Origin of the sequence: Bacillus altaicus (assembly GCF_042136375.2) — a bacterium.
GTDB lineage: Bacteria > Bacillota > Bacilli > Bacillales > Bacillaceae_G > Bacillus_A > Bacillus_A cereus_U.
The window spans coordinates 2353878-2369914 of sequence record NZ_CM143394.1; the positions used below are offsets into that span (position 1 = coordinate 2353878).

A 16037-nucleotide genomic window follows, 5' to 3' on the forward strand; every position below is an offset into this window, starting at 1 on the left:
GTTTTTATTAATAAAGGATGAAATTTAGAAATTTGTATAATTTGTGAATGATAACCATCACGTTTGACTGTACAGTTTATGTATTGTATGATAATAGTAATATAAACAAGGGGGGAAGATCGTTGGGAAGGTGTATCGAATCGGACAGTTGGCTCTCATGGCTCACGTGTCGAAACGAACGATTGATTATTATACGAATCTAGGAATCTTAAAAGCGGAGCGATCTCAATCTAATTATCGTTATTACGACGAAACAGCATTTGAGACATTACAATTTATTGAGAAGTGCAAAGAAATGCATATGCCGCTTTGTGAGATTAAAGAGAGAATCGAGGAGAAGAAAAAGCTGCTCGGTATCAATGAACACGTTTCGAAACAAGTGAATGAAGTGACAGACCATATTCATAGATTAGAAGTAGAGCTAACGGAGTTAAAGCCTCTTTTAGATGAATTGACTGATTCACAACGTGAAAAAATATCGAAATCTTTATCAGGTCAAACGACAGCTTTAATACAGACACTTATTCTATTATTATAGAATAAGTGAAATCCGACCTCTTTAATTTTTGTATCGGGCTATGTTTTCTAACGAACAAATAAGAAAACATTATAGTATACAGGAGGTGGACACCTTAGTTTTTTAACTAAGGGGATTCATTGGAAATATTTAATTTAGTCATGGTTGCGATTTTAATCGCATTTACTGGATTTTTCGTAGCAGCAGAGTTTGCGATTGTTAAGATACGTTCAAGTCGCATTGATCAGCTTGTTGCGGAAGGGAAACGCGGTGCGTTAGCAGCGAAAAAGGTAACAACAAATTTAGATGAATATTTATCTGCTTGTCAATTAGGTATTACAGTTACAGCGATGGGACTTGGTTGGCTAGGTGAACCGACGATAGAAAAATTATTACACCCGTTATTTGAGAAATGGAACTTAAATCCTTCTATCTCATCAGTAGTAACATTTGGTCTTGCATTTATGACGATGACGTACTTGCACGTTGTAGTCGGGGAATTAGCTCCGAAAACGATGGCAATTCAAAAAGCTGAAAAAGTGACATTGTTATTAGCAGGTCCGTTAATGATATTCTATAAAGTTATGTATCCATTTATTTGGGTATTGAATGGTTCTGCTCGTGTTGTAACTGGTTTATTCGGTTTGAAGCCAGCTTCTGAACATGAAGTAGCTCATACAGAAGAAGAGTTACGTCTTATTCTTTCAGAGAGCTACGAAAGTGGAGAAATTAATCAAGCTGAATACAAGTATGTAAATAATATCTTTGAATTTGATAATCGCATTGCGAAAGAAATCATGGTACCGCGTACAGAAATCGTTGGTTTCTATCTTGAAGATTCAGTAGAAGAACACATGAAAGTAATCCAAAATGAACGATACACACGTTATCCGATTTTTGGAGAAGATAAAGATGATATTATCGGTATGGTCAATGTAAAAGATTTCTTTATTCGATATATGAACAACGATCAAGAAGATTTATCATCGATTCGCACGTATATGCGTCCGATTATTGAAGTTATGGAAACGACTCCAATTCATGATTTATTACTGCAAATGCAGAAGAAGCGAATTCCAATGGCTGTTTTATATGATGAGTACGGAGGAACAGCTGGAATTGTAACGCTTGAAGATATATTGGAGGAAATCGTCGGCGAAATTCGTGATGAATATGATGAAGATGAAGCACCGCCAATTCAACATGTGAACGAGTATCATAAAATTGTTGATGGGAAAGTGCTTATCACAGAAGTAAAAGATTTGTTTGGATTACACATTGAAGAAGACGATGTGGATACAATCGGTGGATGGATTATGATGCAAAATCATGAAATCGAAGAAGGACAATACGTTGAAGCAGAAGGCTATGAATTTAAGGTGTTAGAAAAAGATGCTTATCAAATTAAACGTGTTGAAATTCAAAAAATGGATCATGAACAAGAACAAGAGAAAGCAGCAACTGTGTAAGTTGCTGCTTTTCTTCTGACACATAATAAAATGTGAAATTAGGAGCGGATATTTTGATTCAAGTAGCCTTACGTGTATATCGATTACAATTGTATACGATCTTTAGTGGTTTACTACTAATGTGGGCGGTTACTCCGTTTGGAAAACAAGTGACAGGATTCGGTATTGGATTAGCTGTAAGTGCATACTGTCTTTGGTTATTAGCTCGCAGAGTTGAGAAATTAGGAAGAAGTATTGTGATGAAAGAAAAGGCTCCTGGATTAGGAGTTTTAAACCGATTTGCGGCCGCAATATTAGGGGCTATCATTATGTTTGAAATTGAGCATGAAATGGAAATGTGGGCATTTGGTACTGGAATATTAGGTGGGCACTTTTTAATGATTGCAAATTTAGCCTATGCAAATATGCAGCTAGTAAAAGAAGAAGAGAAACAAAGAGAACATGCTTTGAAAAACATAGAGTTATGAGGAAAGGGACCTAATCAGGTTCCTTTTTTGCGTTTAAAAATAAATGATATAATACGAATGATTTACTGGTATTTATCGGATTTACGCCAAACATAATACGCTTATTTTTGAGGCATTTCAATAGTATGAAAAAAATTTAAAAAAAATTTAAAAACCCATCGATTTCTAAAGCTTATGTATGTTATCATGACAAAAGAATTTGCGAAAGAGGTGGATACCAATGTTACAAGCTTTACTTATTTTTGTGCTTCAAATTATTTACGTTCCAACTTTAACAATCCGTACGATTTTGCTTGTAAAGAATCAAACAAGATCCGCTGCAGGTGTAGGATTGTTAGAAGGAGCAATTTACATTGTCAGTTTAGGTATTGTATTTCAAGATTTATCAAATTGGATGAACATTGTTGCCTATGTCATCGGCTTTAGTGCGGGACTATTATTAGGCGGTTATATAGAGAATAAATTAGCAATTGGATATATTACGTATCAAGTTAGTTTACTAGACCGTTGTAATGAATTAGTAAATGAATTACGCCACTTTGGATTTGGCGTTACAGTATTTGAAGGTGAAGGAATAAATTCTATACGTTATCGCTTAGATATCGTTGCGAAGCGTTCAAGAGAGAAAGAACTGTTAGAAATTATTAATGAAATTGCACCGAAAGCATTTATGTCTTCTTATGAAATCCGTTCGTTTAAAGGTGGATACTTGACGAAAGCGATGAAGAAAAGAGCGTTAATGAAGAAGAAGCAAGATGATCATGCATCATAACCGGTTTTGTTGACGGTGGGGAGATATTAAAAACAGATTAATTTGGGATACCAATTCACATATGAATTGGTATCCCTCTTTTGTTGTTATAGCAGAACTTTAATGGATTTACTGTACTAATTATAAATAAGGAAACAGATTGGAGACAGCGCGTAAATTTATGTGGTGTTGTAAAAACCTATGCTAAATTCATTGCGAATTGGATATCCAAATATATGATTAAATTTAGACAGGAGAAAGAACTTAATACGAAGCGAACTTATTTTTTATGGAAATTACAATTTTTACATTTTAAAATTATAATATGGAATAGTTGAATTTATTTACTTCGGAGGTAGTTACTTGAACATTAATCAAAAGGCAATTGAAATGTTTGAACAAAATGAATATGAGGAAGCAATGGAATTGTTTCAACAAGCAGTACATGAATCTAGAGATGTACAATCTCTCAATAATCTTGCTTGGATGTACTTTTTTGAGGAAGAGAATGATGATAAAGCCCTTGAATTAATAAAAGAAGCTGTTAAGTTGAATCCTTCCTCATACTTTCCTTATAACATTCTAGGGGAAATTTACATTAGACAAGAAAAGTGGAAAGGAGCTAAAGAAGCATTACAAAAATCTATTTCGATTCAGCCATCCGATGAAGCATATCACAATGTAGCTGTAGCTTATTATAATCTTGGAGAGTTGGAAGAGGCTTCGGGATTTTTCTTGCGAGTTGCAGGGGATTCGGACAATATAATGTATAACTATGTAAAGTGTTTAATTGATTTAGGGCGAAAAACAGAAGCGAAAGAGAAGTTGGATGCTTTTAACAGGAAATCTGATGATTTTGTAGGAGAAATTAATGTAGCAGGTTTATATGTTGAGTTGAATTGCTATAAAGAAGCAATTGAATGGTTTGAAAAGGGGTACAAAGAATACTGGAAAAGTTCCAATTGGATTGGTAGATTTGTTTATGCTCTATTTAAAGCTAATAATTTCTCGCGTATAAATGAAGTTATACGGGAATCTATTGAAGAGAAGGAAGCAGAAATAGAAGATGTTAAGAAAGAAGAAGTAGAAGAGAACTGGACAGAAAACGATAAGAAAGAGTTAATTGAGGAATACATAGAAGAGAATAATTGTTATAAAAAAATGATAGAACGTATCACATCTGGATATGTTCCTCAATTAGACTTTGAAACTTATAATATAGGGGCTTGCTATTTGTTTGGTTGTAAAAGACATAATCATCTTGAATATGAAAAATAAAATGATTCGACTGTCAAACATGATGGTCGATTTTTTGTCATTATAGGTCGCTTTTCTAAAGGTACCATCTCAATTGTAATGTGTTAAAGGTGTTTCGTATTATTACATAGGTATATATCTTCTTTAGGGAATCCTTTTTTAATATTTAAAATATGTAGTGAAATAAAACCAATAAGTCCTATTCCGCCGAAAATAAGCCATGGTGTATACATTCCGTTTAAGTTTGATGTAAACCATGTACCGGTATAATTACCAATGATAAAACCAAATGCGAGTGATAATTGATAAAATCCGAAGTAAGTAGCAGTATACGATTCGTTACTGTAATTCGCAATAGCGATATCAGCGTTAGGTAATACGAGTGTTTCGCCAATTGTAAATAATATTACACAAATAAATAGCCAATATGGATGTTGGAATAAAGGAATGAGTAAAAAGGAAATACCCATTAATAAAACACCGTATTTAATAATAGAAAGTGTGTTGTATTTATGAAAGAGTTTCCGGAATAATACCATAAATATGACACCTGTTATTGCATTTATCGTAATAACTAGTGTAGCGAGCTGGTCACTATGACTAATGTTTTTCATATGAAGTGGAAGTGCGACAGTAAGCTGAGTAAACATAATGTAGAAGAAAATCATAATAAATGAAAACAAAAGAAAGGTTTTATTTTGTAAGATTGCCTGTATTCCTAAAGCAATAGACGTGTTTTCAGTAGAGACTTGGAAGTGATTTTTAAGTAAGTAAAAGATTAAAGCGAATAACAGCATAAGAAATCCTGTTAAAGAGAAGGCATATATCGGATCTAATAGGAGTAAGAAACTTCCTGCAATTGGTCCGATTATCGCACCACAATTAAAACTAAGGTTTAAGTATGTAAATAAATTTTTTCTCATATGAACTGGTTGTGAGCCGAATATGGCGCGAGCAGCAGGTTCGTAAAATGCAGTTCCAAAGCCAATAAGTGCGGAAGAAATAGAAATTGTATAGAAATCAGAGTATATTCCTAAAGCAATAAACCCAATTCCTCTTAAAAATAATCCAGCTATCATCATAATGATATAGCCTATTTTGTCCGCGATTAATCCTGAGAATAAAGGGATAACTCTTGATGTGATTGTCATAACCGTCAAAACTGTTCCGACTTGCATGGCTGAAAAGTGGAGAAAATTTAATAGATAAATAGCTAAAAATGCAAATACCGCAAAATAACCAAAAGACATAAAAAATGAAGAAATAAGCATGAAACGTATCGGTATTGAGAAATTTTTCATAGAACTCCTCCTAATTTTGTAACCAGTAAAATTAATTGATGGTTAACTATTTTATATTATAATTATACATAAAGTCAGAAAAAAGTAAATTTTAAGAAGAAGGTGAATGGAATTGAATCAGAATGCACCACATGAATTAGAATATATTCGGGAATTTTTAAATACATGGAAAATACCAAACGATACGAGAGAGCCAATTGATTTGCTACAAACAGAAGGTGATATAAAGCAATTTATGAAAAAATATTTTCATGAAGAGTTTTCATTTCATACAATAGATGAATTAAAAAGTTTTCGAGAAGACATTCGGTTAACAATTGAAGGCGAAGGATCGTTGCAAAAATGGTTAAAAAAATACCCATTTCATGTACATATAAAGGGAGATATGAAAAGTGTTACATATGAACCGGTGCAAGAAGAGAATGTGTATACAAAAGTATTGAGTATTGTTTTAATGGCGATTCAAGAAAAGTCGTGGGGAAGGTTAAAAGCCTGTCCAGATTGTCGCTGGGTATTTTATGATCATTCGCGTAATGGAAGTAAAAGATGGTGCGGTATGTATGCTGGGGAAGAAGGCGGAAGAGCGTGCGGTACAATTGCAAAAGTGAAAAATTACCGAGCGAAGAGAAAAGGAAGATCGGGTTATAATGTGTAATACCTATTACGTTTGAAGTATTTAAAGGAGAAGATGTACAAGCGATAGTATATAAGAGAGAAATGAGTTAAATAAAGTGGGATTTACGATTGAGAGAATAGAAGAATTTGAACCATCTAGCTCATTTGATGAAGAACTAACTAAGCCTTCTACGAAATATGATTCTTTATATAAAGCTAGAATGGTGCCAACTACTTTTATTATTAAAGCGAGGAAGTAATTTGCTAGAAAAGAAGCCTATCATTTCAAATACATGAAATGGTAGGCTTCTTTATTTTATAAAAAATGTAGTTGAATGTGTACTTTTTTTATAACAGTGCATTTCATATAAAAAGTGTAATTATTTTTGGGAAGGGGGATTGTTGTGCGTCATCATAGAAATTGCAAAAAATTTGGAGTGGCACTGCCTCTTCCGCTTATAGGAGCAACTGGCCCTGCTGGTAACAGTGGCCCAACCGGTCCAACTGGAGGGCACGAAGGTCCAGTCGGTCCTCAAGGAATCACCGGCCCTAGAGGAGCAACGGGTCCACAAGGTCCTCAAGGTATACAAGGCCCGCAAGGAATACAAGGAGAAATAGGAGAACGAGGACAAACAGGAGCACAAGGAATGCAAGGGGGAGATAGGTGAAACTGGAATCTCGGGTGTAACTGGCCCTCAAGGTCTTCAAGGTGTTCAAGGAATACAGGGGGAGCAAGGCGCTACTGGTATGCAGGGAGAGGAAGGTCCCGAAGGAATCCAAGGAGTTACTGGAGAGGAAGGTCCCCAAGGCTCACAAGGAATACAAGGTATAGCAGGCCCAACAGGATTTACGGGGATGCAAGGTTCTCAAGGGATAAGTGGAACTCAGGGAATAACAGGTGTAATAAAATACACTTCTTGTGAATGTAGCGAGTGCAAATTCAACGTTAATATTACAAAATGGTCCATTAGGTGTTGGGCATGTGACCACTATTGCAGGAACAATTACGGCAAGTTTAAATGTGGTGAGGATATTATAAAAAGTATAGGGAATATAAAAAACACAAGGAATGTCTTTACAGACACACCTTGTGTTTTTTAATATTAAATAAACATTTTCTTTATCTTTTCGGTTGAAAAATATGCTGAAAGAAGTATTTGTGATGTAAGTTATCTACAACTTTATTTGCTTGATATGTGCGGTGTTGTTCGAGTCGAAGTCTTTGCTCCATCATTTTTATTGCGTGATCTGATAAACGTAACATTGTACCAGTCTCCTTTTCTATAAATATAGTTTTCTGATTGATATCGATTCCATATTTATAACTAAGGAGGCAAAGTGTGTAACATAGGCAAAAAGCACCTTCCTCTCCCATTACGCTTACGAGGTTAGCTGTCGGACTCGGGAAGTGAGAGTTTCCCTACTTGAAAAAGATTCGCCCCAAGTAGCATAGCTACAAAAATGGTTCCCCCGCTCCAAAATTTGGACTCAGCAAAAGGTTGTATAAAGTAAAAAATAACATAAATAAATAATTAAGTCAAACTATTTTGTGTTTTCTGTCTTTTGAGTTGCGTAAGAATCATGCCATCAGGTAGTGTTGTATCTGTTACTTCAATGAAGCTGTGTTTTTTATATAATGCGAGAGCTGGAGTATTGGCTTTACCTGTTTGTACAATGTATGTCATTGAAGACGAGAACATGTTAAATATATAAAGTAGCAGTTTCGTTGCGATTCCTTTTTGAAAAAAATCGGGCGATACAACTAATCTGTGGATATCGATTAGTTCTTCTTCTTGTATAAAAGAAATAAAGCCGACGAGTTTATTTTCAGAGAAATATCCATAGAATGTTTCATCACAATTTTGAATATCGTTTACAGTATCATATAAACGAGGTATTGCAGTACTGTTTAAAAAGTCTGCTTCAATTTTATAAGCTGGAATTTGAACATTTAAAATGGATGATGCTACTTCATAAGAAGTGGGAAGTAATTTATGAATCATAGATAATAACGCCTCCTTTAAATATGATATATTAATATAATTGATTTGTGGGTAAGTTTGACAATTTTTTTCTTTTTTGCATATAATATATGTATCTCCATACATAAAATGTCCGTAGGTATATTTCTATAGTAGGATATGGTTAGCGTAGATAAATACGTAATCTTATATAAGAGTTTAGCTACTCTTGTATTTGATAATACAAACTATAATAGAAATGAGGGACTAAAAATGGGATGGATTATTACATTAATAGTTGGTGCTATTATAGGTATAATTGCTAGTTCTATAACGGGTAAAAATTTTCCAGCTGGTATGTTTGGAAATATAATTGCTGGTTTACTAGGAGCTTGGTTAGGTAGTAGATTATTTGGATCTTTTGGGCCATCGTTTGGTGGGATTCATGTCGTACCAGCATTATTAGGTGCAATTGTGTTAATTCTTATTGTATCATTTGTAGTAAAAGCTGCAAGAAAATAAAGGCTATTACTGATTGTTTTATAACGCCCTTTTAGGGCTTTTCCTAATTAGAGAGGTGGTACACTTGGAGAAAGTAAATATAAGAAAAAGAGATAAGTTGAAAAAGTTTTTTAAAGAACAAAATTATTTAGCTGTACTACTTGGATTCGCGTTGCTGTTTGTAAATATATTATTACTTACAAAAATATCATTCGTCTTTACACCGTTCGTCGTATTTTTAAAAACAATCTTTTTCCCAGTATTATTAGCGGGAGTACTATTTTATATATTGCATCCATTCGTTTCTCTTTTAGAAAGAAAAGGTGTGTCGAGAATTGTGTCAATTGCCTCGATATATATAATTGTTCTTGGATTATTTGTTTTTCTTGCGGTCACGGTTATTCCAATTATTAAAGATCAAGTAAATGCTTTAATAGATAACTTGCCATATTTCGGGCATGAAATCGAAAGGGCAGCACGTAAATTTGGAGAAAGTAATGTAATTGGTAGAATGCAGGAAAGTTTAAATATTGATTTTGCTAATATCGTAAAAGATTCTACAATGAATTTTACAAAGTCATTATCATCAGTAACAGGAAATGTAACTGGATTTTTAAGTACAATTACTGAAGTTGTTTTAACATTTGTAATGGTTCCGTTTATTTTGTTCTATCTTTTAAAAGATGGTGAGCAATTACCGAATCATTTTTTAAAGTTTATATCTGAGCAAAGACAACCAGCTGCGAAGAGAATACTAGATGATATGCATTATGCGATTAGTTCGTATATTAGAGGACAAATTATTGTTAGTTTATTTATCGGTATTATGCTATTAATCGGTTATCTTATTATTGGTATTAAATATGCGGTACTACTTGCTATTTTAGCGATGATTGTAAATATCGTTCCGTACGTAGGACCAATCATTGCAATTACACCAGCTTTAATTATCGCATTTATCGACTCGCCATCAATGGTGTTAAAAGTAATTATCGTTATGATGATTGTACAATTAGCAGAGGGTAAATTTATTTCTCCGCAAGTCATGGGGAAAAAGTTAGATATTCACCCGATTACTATTATATTTATCATTTTAACTGCGGGAAATTTATTTGGAATTATGGGGATTATTTTAGCAATTCCAGGGTATGCGATATTAAAAGTTTTAGTTACGCACGGTTATAGATTTGTGAAGCTGAATACGTGAAAAAAGAGCTAAAACAGAGAAACCTGTTTTAGCTCTTTTTCATTAACAATTGATTTGCGTATTGGCGTGCCCATTGATCAGCTTCTAATATATCATCGAGTGAAGGATCTTTTACGTTATGATGAGCTTCAACTGTATTGTAAATTGTTTTTTCGATATCGAAAAATGCAATTTCATTTTTAAGAAATAGTGCATTTGCAATTTCGTTCGCTGCATTTAATACGGCTGGAGTTGTACCGCCAATTTTTCCACATTCAAATGCATATTGTAGACAGGGGAACTTCTCTAAATTTGGTTTTTCAAAATGCAAACTACCAATTTCTAATAAATTTAATTTTTCATAGGATGAAGGTAGTCGAGTAGGGTAGTGAAACGCATATTGAATCGGCATTCTCATATCAGGAGCACCGAGCTGTGCCATGACTGATCCATCAATAAATTCCACTAAAGAGTGAATGATACTTTCTTTATGAATCATAACATCAATTTTTTCATAAGGAATATCGAATAGCCACTTAGCTTCCATCACTTCAAACCCTTTATTCATTAACGTGGCAGAATCTATCGTTAGTTTTGCGCCCATTAACCAGTTTGGGTGTTTTAAAGCATCCTTCGCTTGTAATGTTTTCATTTCTTCACGTGTTTTATCACGAAAAGCGCCGCCAGAAGCTGTAACAATTAATTTTTCGATTTCCTTATTATTTTCCCCATTTAAACATTGGAAAATGGCTGAATGTTCACTATCAACTGGAATTAGGCGGCATCCGTTTTGTTTCGCTAGTTCGGTGACGATATGTCCAGCTGCAACTAAAGTTTCTTTGTTAGCGATAGCGATATCTTTCTTCGCCTTTAATGCTTCAATTGTTGGGAGTAAACCTGAAACACCGACAACTGAACTTAATACAAGATTTGTATCAGGATGGGTAGATACTTCAAGTAAACCATCAGTTCCATATGTAATTTTTGTATTTGTTGAAATACGAGAACGTAATGTGTCCGCTAATTCTTTTGTCGCTACGCTTACAATACGAGGCTGAAAAGATTCGATTTGTTTTTCGAGAAGATCGATATTATAATTTGCGGTTAAACCGACGATTTTAAAATGTTCAGGATGAGCGGAAACGACATCTAATGCAGATGTGCCAATGGATCCTGTTGAACCTAAAATGGATATATATTTTACCATGAAAAAACCTCCAAAGTTGTTTCGAGTATTTCTGCAAACCTATATATTATTAGACAATTAAGGTGGAAATTCCTGCTATATAAAACAGAAAATTAGGGTTTAATTGGAAAGGAAATGTGATAAACTGTAAAAAACAACTAAAAAGCAATGAAAGAGAAGAGTACATATTCAAAACTTTTCAGAGAGCTGATATTTGGTGCGAATCAGTAAGGGATGAATATGGAATGGGCTCTGGAGCTTCTAGCTGAAATGAGTAGGCGAAGACGGTTACTTCCCGTTATAGAAGCTTGAAGTGAGCTATAATATAGCTAATTAAGGTGGTACCGCGGGAGTCTCTCGTCCTTTTTTAAGGATGAGGGGCTCTTTTTATTTTGAGAAAGGAGGAGTTGGGATGAGCGAGAAAATTATGTTAACAGGAATTAAACCAACAGGCTACCCGCATTTAGGCAATTATATTGGAGCGATTAAGCCTGCATTACAAATGTCAAAAAACAAAGAAGGAAAAGCGTTATATTTCATAGCAGACTATCATGCGTTAAATGCTGTGCATGATCCGGCGAAGTTCAGTAGTTATACGAAAGAGGTAGCAGCTACTTGGTTATCACTTGGACTTAGCGAAGACATTATTTTTTATCGACAAACAGAAATACCGGAGATTTTAGAATTAACGTGGATACTATCTTGCCTAACTCCGAAAGGTCTTATGAACCGTGCTCATGCATATAAGGCGAAGGTAGAGCAAAATAAAGAAGCGGGATTAGAGATAGATGCTGGAGTTAATATGGGATTATATACGTATCCGATTTTAATGGCGGCGGATATTTTATTATTTCAAGCCACTCATGTACCTGTTGGAAAGGATCAAATCCAGCATATTGAAATTGCGCGTGATATTGCGGCGTACTTTAATCATACATTTGGCATGACATTTACGCTTCCAGAGTATGTGATACAAGAAGACGGAGCAATTTTACCTGGTCTTGATGGAAGAAAGATGAGTAAAAGTTATGGAAATGTTATCCCGTTATTTACAGAGAAAGAAAAACTCCGAAAGCTCATTTTAAAAATAAAAACAGATTCTTCACTTCCAAATGAACCGAAAGAACTGGAAACGTTATTTATGATTTATAAAGAGTTTGCGGCAGAGGATGAAATTCAGTCGATGCGTGAAAAGTATGAGACCGGTATTGGTTGGGGTGATGTGAAAAAAGACTTATTCCGCGTTGTAGACCGTGAGTTAGCAGATTCTCGCGAAAAATACGTTAAGTATATGAATGAGCCGCATTTACTATATGAGGCGTTAGAAAAAGGTGCTGAGAAGGCACGAGCTATTGCGAAGGTAAATTTAGCGGAAATAAAAAAACGAATTGGATTTGAGAGGGAACGTTAAGCGTTCCCTTGTTTTTGTTGGAAATCTGCAATAATCCCCTCAATAACTGGAGGAAGATTGCTAGGCAACTCATCAAGCGGAAAGAAGCGTAATTCTTTTGATTCAGTTTGGTCGCATATAAGCTCACCTTGGAATTCACGGCAAATATAAATAACAAGTACACCGTGTACCTGGACACCGTTTGGATAGATTTGAAAAAAATCTGGTCCAGAATATGTACGGAACAGTTCTACATTTTTTACGGTAAGTCCAGTTTCTTCAAATACTTCGCGTTTTAAAGCGTCTTCCAGTGTTTCGTTATATTCTAATGCACCCCCAATAATCCCCCAGCGGTTAAAATCTGTACGGAGCTGCAGTAATATTTCATTATTTTCATTTAATATAATTGCGTGTGATCCTATTAAAATGAGTGGATGATTTCCTACTCGTTGTCTCATATCTTCAATATAACCCATATTTTTTCTCCTTGTACTTAATAATAGTTGGGCAGTTCTTTTAACATTTTTTCCGTCTTATGTGCGGTGAAAGCTAAGTTGTGATCATTTTTTGTTCTAAAGAATAATGTACGTAAAAATGTTTTAATGTTGGCGCATAAAATGCAATATTCATTGAGAGAAAGGCGTTTTCTAATTTGAGGAAGTCTCTGTACTTTTTTATGAATAATGGAAATCAAATCTTCTTGTGCAAAGTCATGATACACCATCGATACTAACGGAGTGACAACTCTTTCATCTTCATTATTATGATAAATATCTGCCGAAGTGAAGATTTTATTTAATAAACAATGTATCATTTCTTCATAGCATTCAAAGGTAATATAGGAATTTTGGATAATTTCATTAAATGCATCAGAAACGTGTGCAATACAATGAGCCCAGCCTTTATCTTCAATATATCCGCGGAAATCAGTCTCTAGATTTGTATATGTTATGAGCTTTTGTTTTATTTCTGTAACATCCTCCTCAGTTAGAAAGTAGTGGGAGTTGGAAAATTGGAGGATTAAAGCAATTAATGAAACAGTATAAGAGCGTGTGAAAACCCCATCTGTATATGGGGAATGAATATCAAAATATAAGTATTCATCGCTTAAACAAGTATGTAAAAGTAATTTAAGTTGATCATCGAGTAGAAGCTCATATTGAATAAAGTGAGAAAAACAATTATAAATCAGCTGATAGCGAATGTAACTGTCAGTAGTTCCAATGTGCTTAAGCATATTTGTTGTTAACTCATCTATATTTATATGTTGCATTTGCGAATAATCATTTTGTTGTATAAGCTCTAACTGTTGTTGCAACGCTGTAATATCCAATGGAGAACCTCCTCCGCACTTTAAAGATGCGATCTTTTCTTGTATTCTATATATTCAAGGACAATCCTGCTCATGCAAGGAGACCAAACTAAAATTCAAGTATTACATAGATGAGGGAAGAGTATGACGATTATAAAACAATTAGAAAAACATTTTAAAATAAGAAGAAGTGCTTCTTCTATAATGATAAAAGAAAATAATGCAGAGGTTTTTACAGAAGAGCAAATTGAAGAAATGATGCAATATTTTGTTACTGAGGCGAAAAAAGGTAGATTAGAAAATCTACAATTTGAAGTTTCTTCGAAAAGTCCCAATTATGATGTATATAAGAAATGCTTTGGAAAGTATTCATTTGAACATATTGCTGAAAATATAATAGTATTTAAAGATATATATGAAGTGGACGATATAGAAAGTGATATTGATTTTAAGCTTATTGAAGAGGTTGGAGAAGATGCTTTTTATTCTCTTTGGAATGAGCTGATGGAAGAAGAAATAGCGTATGATCAATTTGTAAATATGATGCTACAAGAAATTGGTGGGCAATGGAAAGAACATTGTTTAACAGCTGTTGCAAATGAAGAGCCGATAGGAATTGTAATCCCGCATATTGAGAAAGGAACGTTAGAAGAAGGAAGACTTGTGTGTTTCGCGCTTGTTCCAAATATGCGAAATAAAGAGTATGAAGCAGCATTATTTACAGGGGCGATGTTTGTCTTAAAGGAAATAGGCGCATCTTATTATATCGGTGAGGCAAATGCACAAGATGAGTGGATGAATGATGTTTTTGAAAAGAATGGATGTCAGCAGCTGAGTTGTAGTGAGCGATATGCGAAAAGAGTTTAGAAGGATGAATGACGTACTCTCGCGAACTCATTTCGCGGGAACCCATGTACAACTTATGAACAAGTAAAAGAACTTTTTGCATGTTTGTAAGATAAAAAGAAAAATCGGAACGACAAAGTAAGCTTTCCTATAATACAATAGAGAAGGATTATACTATACGAAGAAAGCGTTGGTGGAAGTATGAAGCAACAAATAAATTGGTTACAAGCAACTGTAGAACGAAATGAAGATAACACGTTACATATAGAGTGGGAAAATAATATAGAAGAAGTTAAAATTTATTGGAGTACTTCACCAAATCATATTGAAGAAAATGGTGAATTACTTGTGACGGTAAATGGAGAGTCATTTACTACAATTGCAAATCCGAGTGAAAATGAGCGTCCCTATTTTAGGTTAGTAGGAAGTAATGGACAAGCAGTTACAGTCGCGGAGCGCAGATTACCATTACAAGGTGCGTTTAACTTCCGTGATATGGGAGGATATGAAACGACTGAAGGCCGTAAAGTAAAATGGGGTAAATTGTATCGTTCTGAAGAATTAGCAGGATTAACAGAATGGGATATTGAGTATTTACAGAAGTCGGGCTTAAAGTTAATTTGTGATTACCGTACAGATTTTGAAGTAAAGCATAAGCCGAACCCTGGCATTACAGGTGCTCGCCAAGTATGCTTACCAGTTATGCAAGACTTAGCGAAAGATTTAAATATAAATGAGTTTTTCCAAGTTGGTGACCTTTCTATGTTAGGGAAACCAGGCGAGTATCTTGTGAAAATGAATCAAGATTTCGTAAGTGGTAATGAAGCATTCGTGAGCTTCTTAAAACTGGCGCAAAACCCGGAAAACTTACCGTTAGTAAACCACTGTACAGCTGGAAAAGACCGTACTGGATTTGGTTCCGCATTATTATTACTTCTATTAGGTGTATCAGAAGAAACGGTAATGCAAGACTATTTATTAAGTAACGGTTTCCGTGAGAAGTTAAACGAAAAAATGATGGCATTTTTAGGTGCAAAATTACAAAACGATGAAAGTAGAGCAATATTAGGTGCGATGTTTGAAGCTCGTGCTGAGTATTTACAAGCTGCGATTGATGAAATTAAAAAGCAGTATGGATCAGTTGAAGCATACGCTGAAAAAGCTCTTGGATTTACGAAAGAATCGTTAGAGGAAATGAAAGAATTATTGCTGGAAGATAAATAATGAGAAGGGAGGCTGGTTTGGATTAGCCTCCTTTTCTTATTGTTGCTATAATTA

General features: G+C 34.5%; 17 protein-coding genes, 2 pseudogenes, 1 riboswitch and 1 other annotated feature. Of the genes and pseudogenes, 13 read left to right on the forward strand and 6 right to left on the reverse strand.

Annotation, left to right across the window (positions count from 1 at the left end; genetic code table 11):
- Window positions 1-130: 130 nt before the first annotated feature.
- The 5 genes from ACE38F_RS12285 (at window position 131) to ACE38F_RS12305 (ending at window position 4482) form a co-directional block, all read left to right on the forward strand.
- The gene (locus tag ACE38F_RS12285; protein WP_078174507.1) at window positions 131-538 is read left to right on the forward strand and encodes a MerR family transcriptional regulator; all 408 of its coding nucleotides are present in this window, start codon (window positions 131-133) and stop codon (window positions 536-538) included.
- A gap of 119 nt (window positions 539-657) precedes the next feature.
- On the forward strand, window positions 658-1986 hold the full coding sequence (locus ACE38F_RS12290) for a hemolysin family protein (protein WP_375370469.1): 1329 nt from the start codon (window positions 658-660) through the stop codon (window positions 1984-1986).
- Between the two features lie 53 nt (window positions 1987-2039).
- Complete coding sequence (locus tag ACE38F_RS12295) at window positions 2040-2453, forward strand: ATP synthase subunit I (RefSeq protein ID WP_375370468.1); 414 nt, start codon at window positions 2040-2042, stop codon at window positions 2451-2453.
- Window positions 2454-2673: 220 nt separating this feature from the next.
- On the forward strand, window positions 2674-3225 hold the full coding sequence (locus ACE38F_RS12300) for a DUF2179 domain-containing protein (protein WP_215553647.1): 552 nt from the start codon (window positions 2674-2676) through the stop codon (window positions 3223-3225).
- 342 nt (window positions 3226-3567) lie between these two features.
- On the forward strand, window positions 3568-4482 hold the full coding sequence (locus tag ACE38F_RS12305) for a tetratricopeptide repeat protein (protein WP_375370467.1): 915 nt from the start codon (window positions 3568-3570) through the stop codon (window positions 4480-4482).
- An 83-nt stretch (window positions 4483-4565) separates the two neighbouring features.
- Here ACE38F_RS12305 and ACE38F_RS12310 read toward each other — a convergent pair whose 3' ends face one another.
- Window positions 4566-5762: an MDR family MFS transporter gene (locus ACE38F_RS12310; RefSeq protein ID WP_375370466.1), complete on the reverse strand. Its 1197-nt coding sequence runs from the start codon at window positions 5760-5762 to the stop codon at window positions 4566-4568.
- Window positions 5763-5874: 112 nt separating this feature from the next.
- Between ACE38F_RS12310 and ACE38F_RS12315 the strand changes: the two genes are divergently transcribed.
- The 3 genes and pseudogenes from ACE38F_RS12315 to ACE38F_RS12325 form a co-directional block, all read left to right on the forward strand.
- Window positions 5875-6417 carry a CGNR zinc finger domain-containing protein gene (locus ACE38F_RS12315; protein ID WP_375370465.1) on the forward strand — a complete coding sequence of 181 codons (543 nt, stop codon included), beginning with the start codon at window positions 5875-5877 and terminating at the stop codon, window positions 6415-6417.
- Between the two features lie 2 nt (window positions 6418-6419).
- Window positions 6420-6637 (forward strand): annotated as a pseudogene (locus ACE38F_RS12320) (class I SAM-dependent methyltransferase); the annotation flags it as partial.
- Between the two features lie 144 nt (window positions 6638-6781).
- Window positions 6782-7283 (forward strand): annotated as a pseudogene (locus tag ACE38F_RS12325) (collagen-like protein); the annotation flags it as partial.
- A gap of 214 nt (window positions 7284-7497) precedes the next feature.
- Here ACE38F_RS12325 and ACE38F_RS12330 read toward each other — a convergent pair.
- A complete protein-coding gene (locus tag ACE38F_RS12330; protein ID WP_000945246.1) occupies window positions 7498-7641 on the reverse strand; it encodes a hypothetical protein in 144 nt (47 codons plus the stop codon).
- A gap of 97 nt (window positions 7642-7738) precedes the next feature.
- Window positions 7739-7881, reverse strand: a riboswitch (cyclic di-AMP (ydaO/yuaA leader).
- Between the two features lie 28 nt (window positions 7882-7909).
- Window positions 7910-8380 carry a GNAT family N-acetyltransferase gene (locus tag ACE38F_RS12335; protein ID WP_016100973.1) on the reverse strand — a complete coding sequence of 157 codons (471 nt, stop codon included), beginning with the start codon at window positions 8378-8380 and terminating at the stop codon, window positions 7910-7912.
- Between the two features lie 231 nt (window positions 8381-8611).
- Here ACE38F_RS12335 and ACE38F_RS12340 point away from each other — a divergent pair, with 231 nt between their 5' ends.
- A complete protein-coding gene (locus ACE38F_RS12340) occupies window positions 8612-8860 on the forward strand; it encodes a GlsB/YeaQ/YmgE family stress response membrane protein (RefSeq protein ID WP_002033357.1) in 249 nt (82 codons plus the stop codon).
- A 64-nt stretch (window positions 8861-8924) separates the two neighbouring features.
- The gene (locus tag ACE38F_RS12345; protein WP_002033358.1) at window positions 8925-10046 is read left to right on the forward strand and encodes an AI-2E family transporter; all 1122 of its coding nucleotides are present in this window, start codon (window positions 8925-8927) and stop codon (window positions 10044-10046) included.
- A 28-nt stretch (window positions 10047-10074) separates the two neighbouring features.
- Here ACE38F_RS12345 and ACE38F_RS12350 read toward each other — a convergent pair whose 3' ends face one another.
- The gene (locus ACE38F_RS12350) at window positions 10075-11232 is read right to left on the reverse strand and encodes a 1-deoxy-D-xylulose-5-phosphate reductoisomerase (RefSeq protein ID WP_002084398.1); all 1158 of its coding nucleotides are present in this window, start codon (window positions 11230-11232) and stop codon (window positions 10075-10077) included.
- A gap of 138 nt (window positions 11233-11370) precedes the next feature.
- Window positions 11371-11579: a binding site (T-box leader), on the forward strand.
- A gap of 5 nt (window positions 11580-11584) precedes the next feature.
- Here ACE38F_RS12350 and ACE38F_RS12355 point away from each other — a divergent pair.
- Window positions 11585-12622 carry a tryptophan--tRNA ligase gene (locus ACE38F_RS12355; protein WP_375370464.1) on the forward strand — a complete coding sequence of 346 codons (1038 nt, stop codon included), beginning with the start codon at window positions 11585-11587 and terminating at the stop codon, window positions 12620-12622.
- On the opposite strand, the gene ACE38F_RS12360 is transcribed toward ACE38F_RS12355, so the two are convergent.
- Together ACE38F_RS12360 and ACE38F_RS12365 are read right to left on the reverse strand one after the other, a co-directional pair.
- Window positions 12619-13077: an NUDIX hydrolase gene (locus ACE38F_RS12360; protein WP_375370463.1), complete on the reverse strand. Its 459-nt coding sequence runs from the start codon at window positions 13075-13077 to the stop codon at window positions 12619-12621. The two genes, ACE38F_RS12355 and ACE38F_RS12360, sit on opposite strands and share 4 nt — an antisense overlap.
- A 17-nt stretch (window positions 13078-13094) precedes the next feature.
- A complete protein-coding gene (locus tag ACE38F_RS12365; protein ID WP_375370462.1) occupies window positions 13095-13934 on the reverse strand; it encodes a DUF2785 domain-containing protein in 840 nt (279 codons plus the stop codon).
- A 123-nt stretch (window positions 13935-14057) separates the two neighbouring features.
- Between ACE38F_RS12365 and ACE38F_RS12370 the strand changes: the two genes are divergently transcribed.
- Window positions 14058-14780 carry a GNAT family N-acetyltransferase gene (locus ACE38F_RS12370; protein WP_375370461.1) on the forward strand — a complete coding sequence of 241 codons (723 nt, stop codon included), beginning with the start codon at window positions 14058-14060 and terminating at the stop codon, window positions 14778-14780.
- 180 nt (window positions 14781-14960) lie between these two features.
- Window positions 14961-15983, forward strand: a complete 1023-nt coding sequence (locus ACE38F_RS12375) for a tyrosine-protein phosphatase (protein ID WP_375370460.1) — start codon at window positions 14961-14963, stop codon at window positions 15981-15983.
- Window positions 15984-16037 lie beyond the last annotated feature (54 nt).

Excerpts from the sequence above, each read along its gene's own strand:
- ACE38F_RS12300 (WP_215553647.1), top strand. The coding sequence starts at position 2,674 with ATGTTACAAGCTTTACTTATTTTTGTGCTTCAAATTATTTACGTTCCA.
- ACE38F_RS12310 (WP_375370466.1), bottom strand. The coding sequence starts at position 5,762 with ATGAAAAATTTCTCAATACCGATACGTTTCATGCTTATTTCTTCATTT.
- ACE38F_RS12330 (WP_000945246.1), bottom strand. The coding sequence starts at position 7,641 with ATGTTACGTTTATCAGATCACGCAATAAAAATGATGGAGCAAAGACTT.
- ACE38F_RS12335 (WP_016100973.1), bottom strand. The coding sequence starts at position 8,380 with ATGATTCATAAATTACTTCCCACTTCTTATGAAGTAGCATCATCCATT.
- ACE38F_RS12340 (WP_002033357.1), top strand. The coding sequence starts at position 8,612 with ATGGGATGGATTATTACATTAATAGTTGGTGCTATTATAGGTATAATT.
- ACE38F_RS12350 (WP_002084398.1), bottom strand. The coding sequence starts at position 11,232 with ATGGTAAAATATATATCCATTTTAGGTTCAACAGGATCCATTGGCACA.
- ACE38F_RS12355 (WP_375370464.1), top strand. The coding sequence starts at position 11,585 with ATGAGGGGCTCTTTTTATTTTGAGAAAGGAGGAGTTGGGATGAGCGAG.
- ACE38F_RS12360 (WP_375370463.1), bottom strand. The coding sequence starts at position 13,077 with ATGGGTTATATTGAAGATATGAGACAACGAGTAGGAAATCATCCACTC.
- ACE38F_RS12370 (WP_375370461.1), top strand. The coding sequence starts at position 14,058 with ATGACGATTATAAAACAATTAGAAAAACATTTTAAAATAAGAAGAAGT.
- ACE38F_RS12375 (WP_375370460.1), top strand. The coding sequence starts at position 14,961 with ATGAAGCAACAAATAAATTGGTTACAAGCAACTGTAGAACGAAATGAA.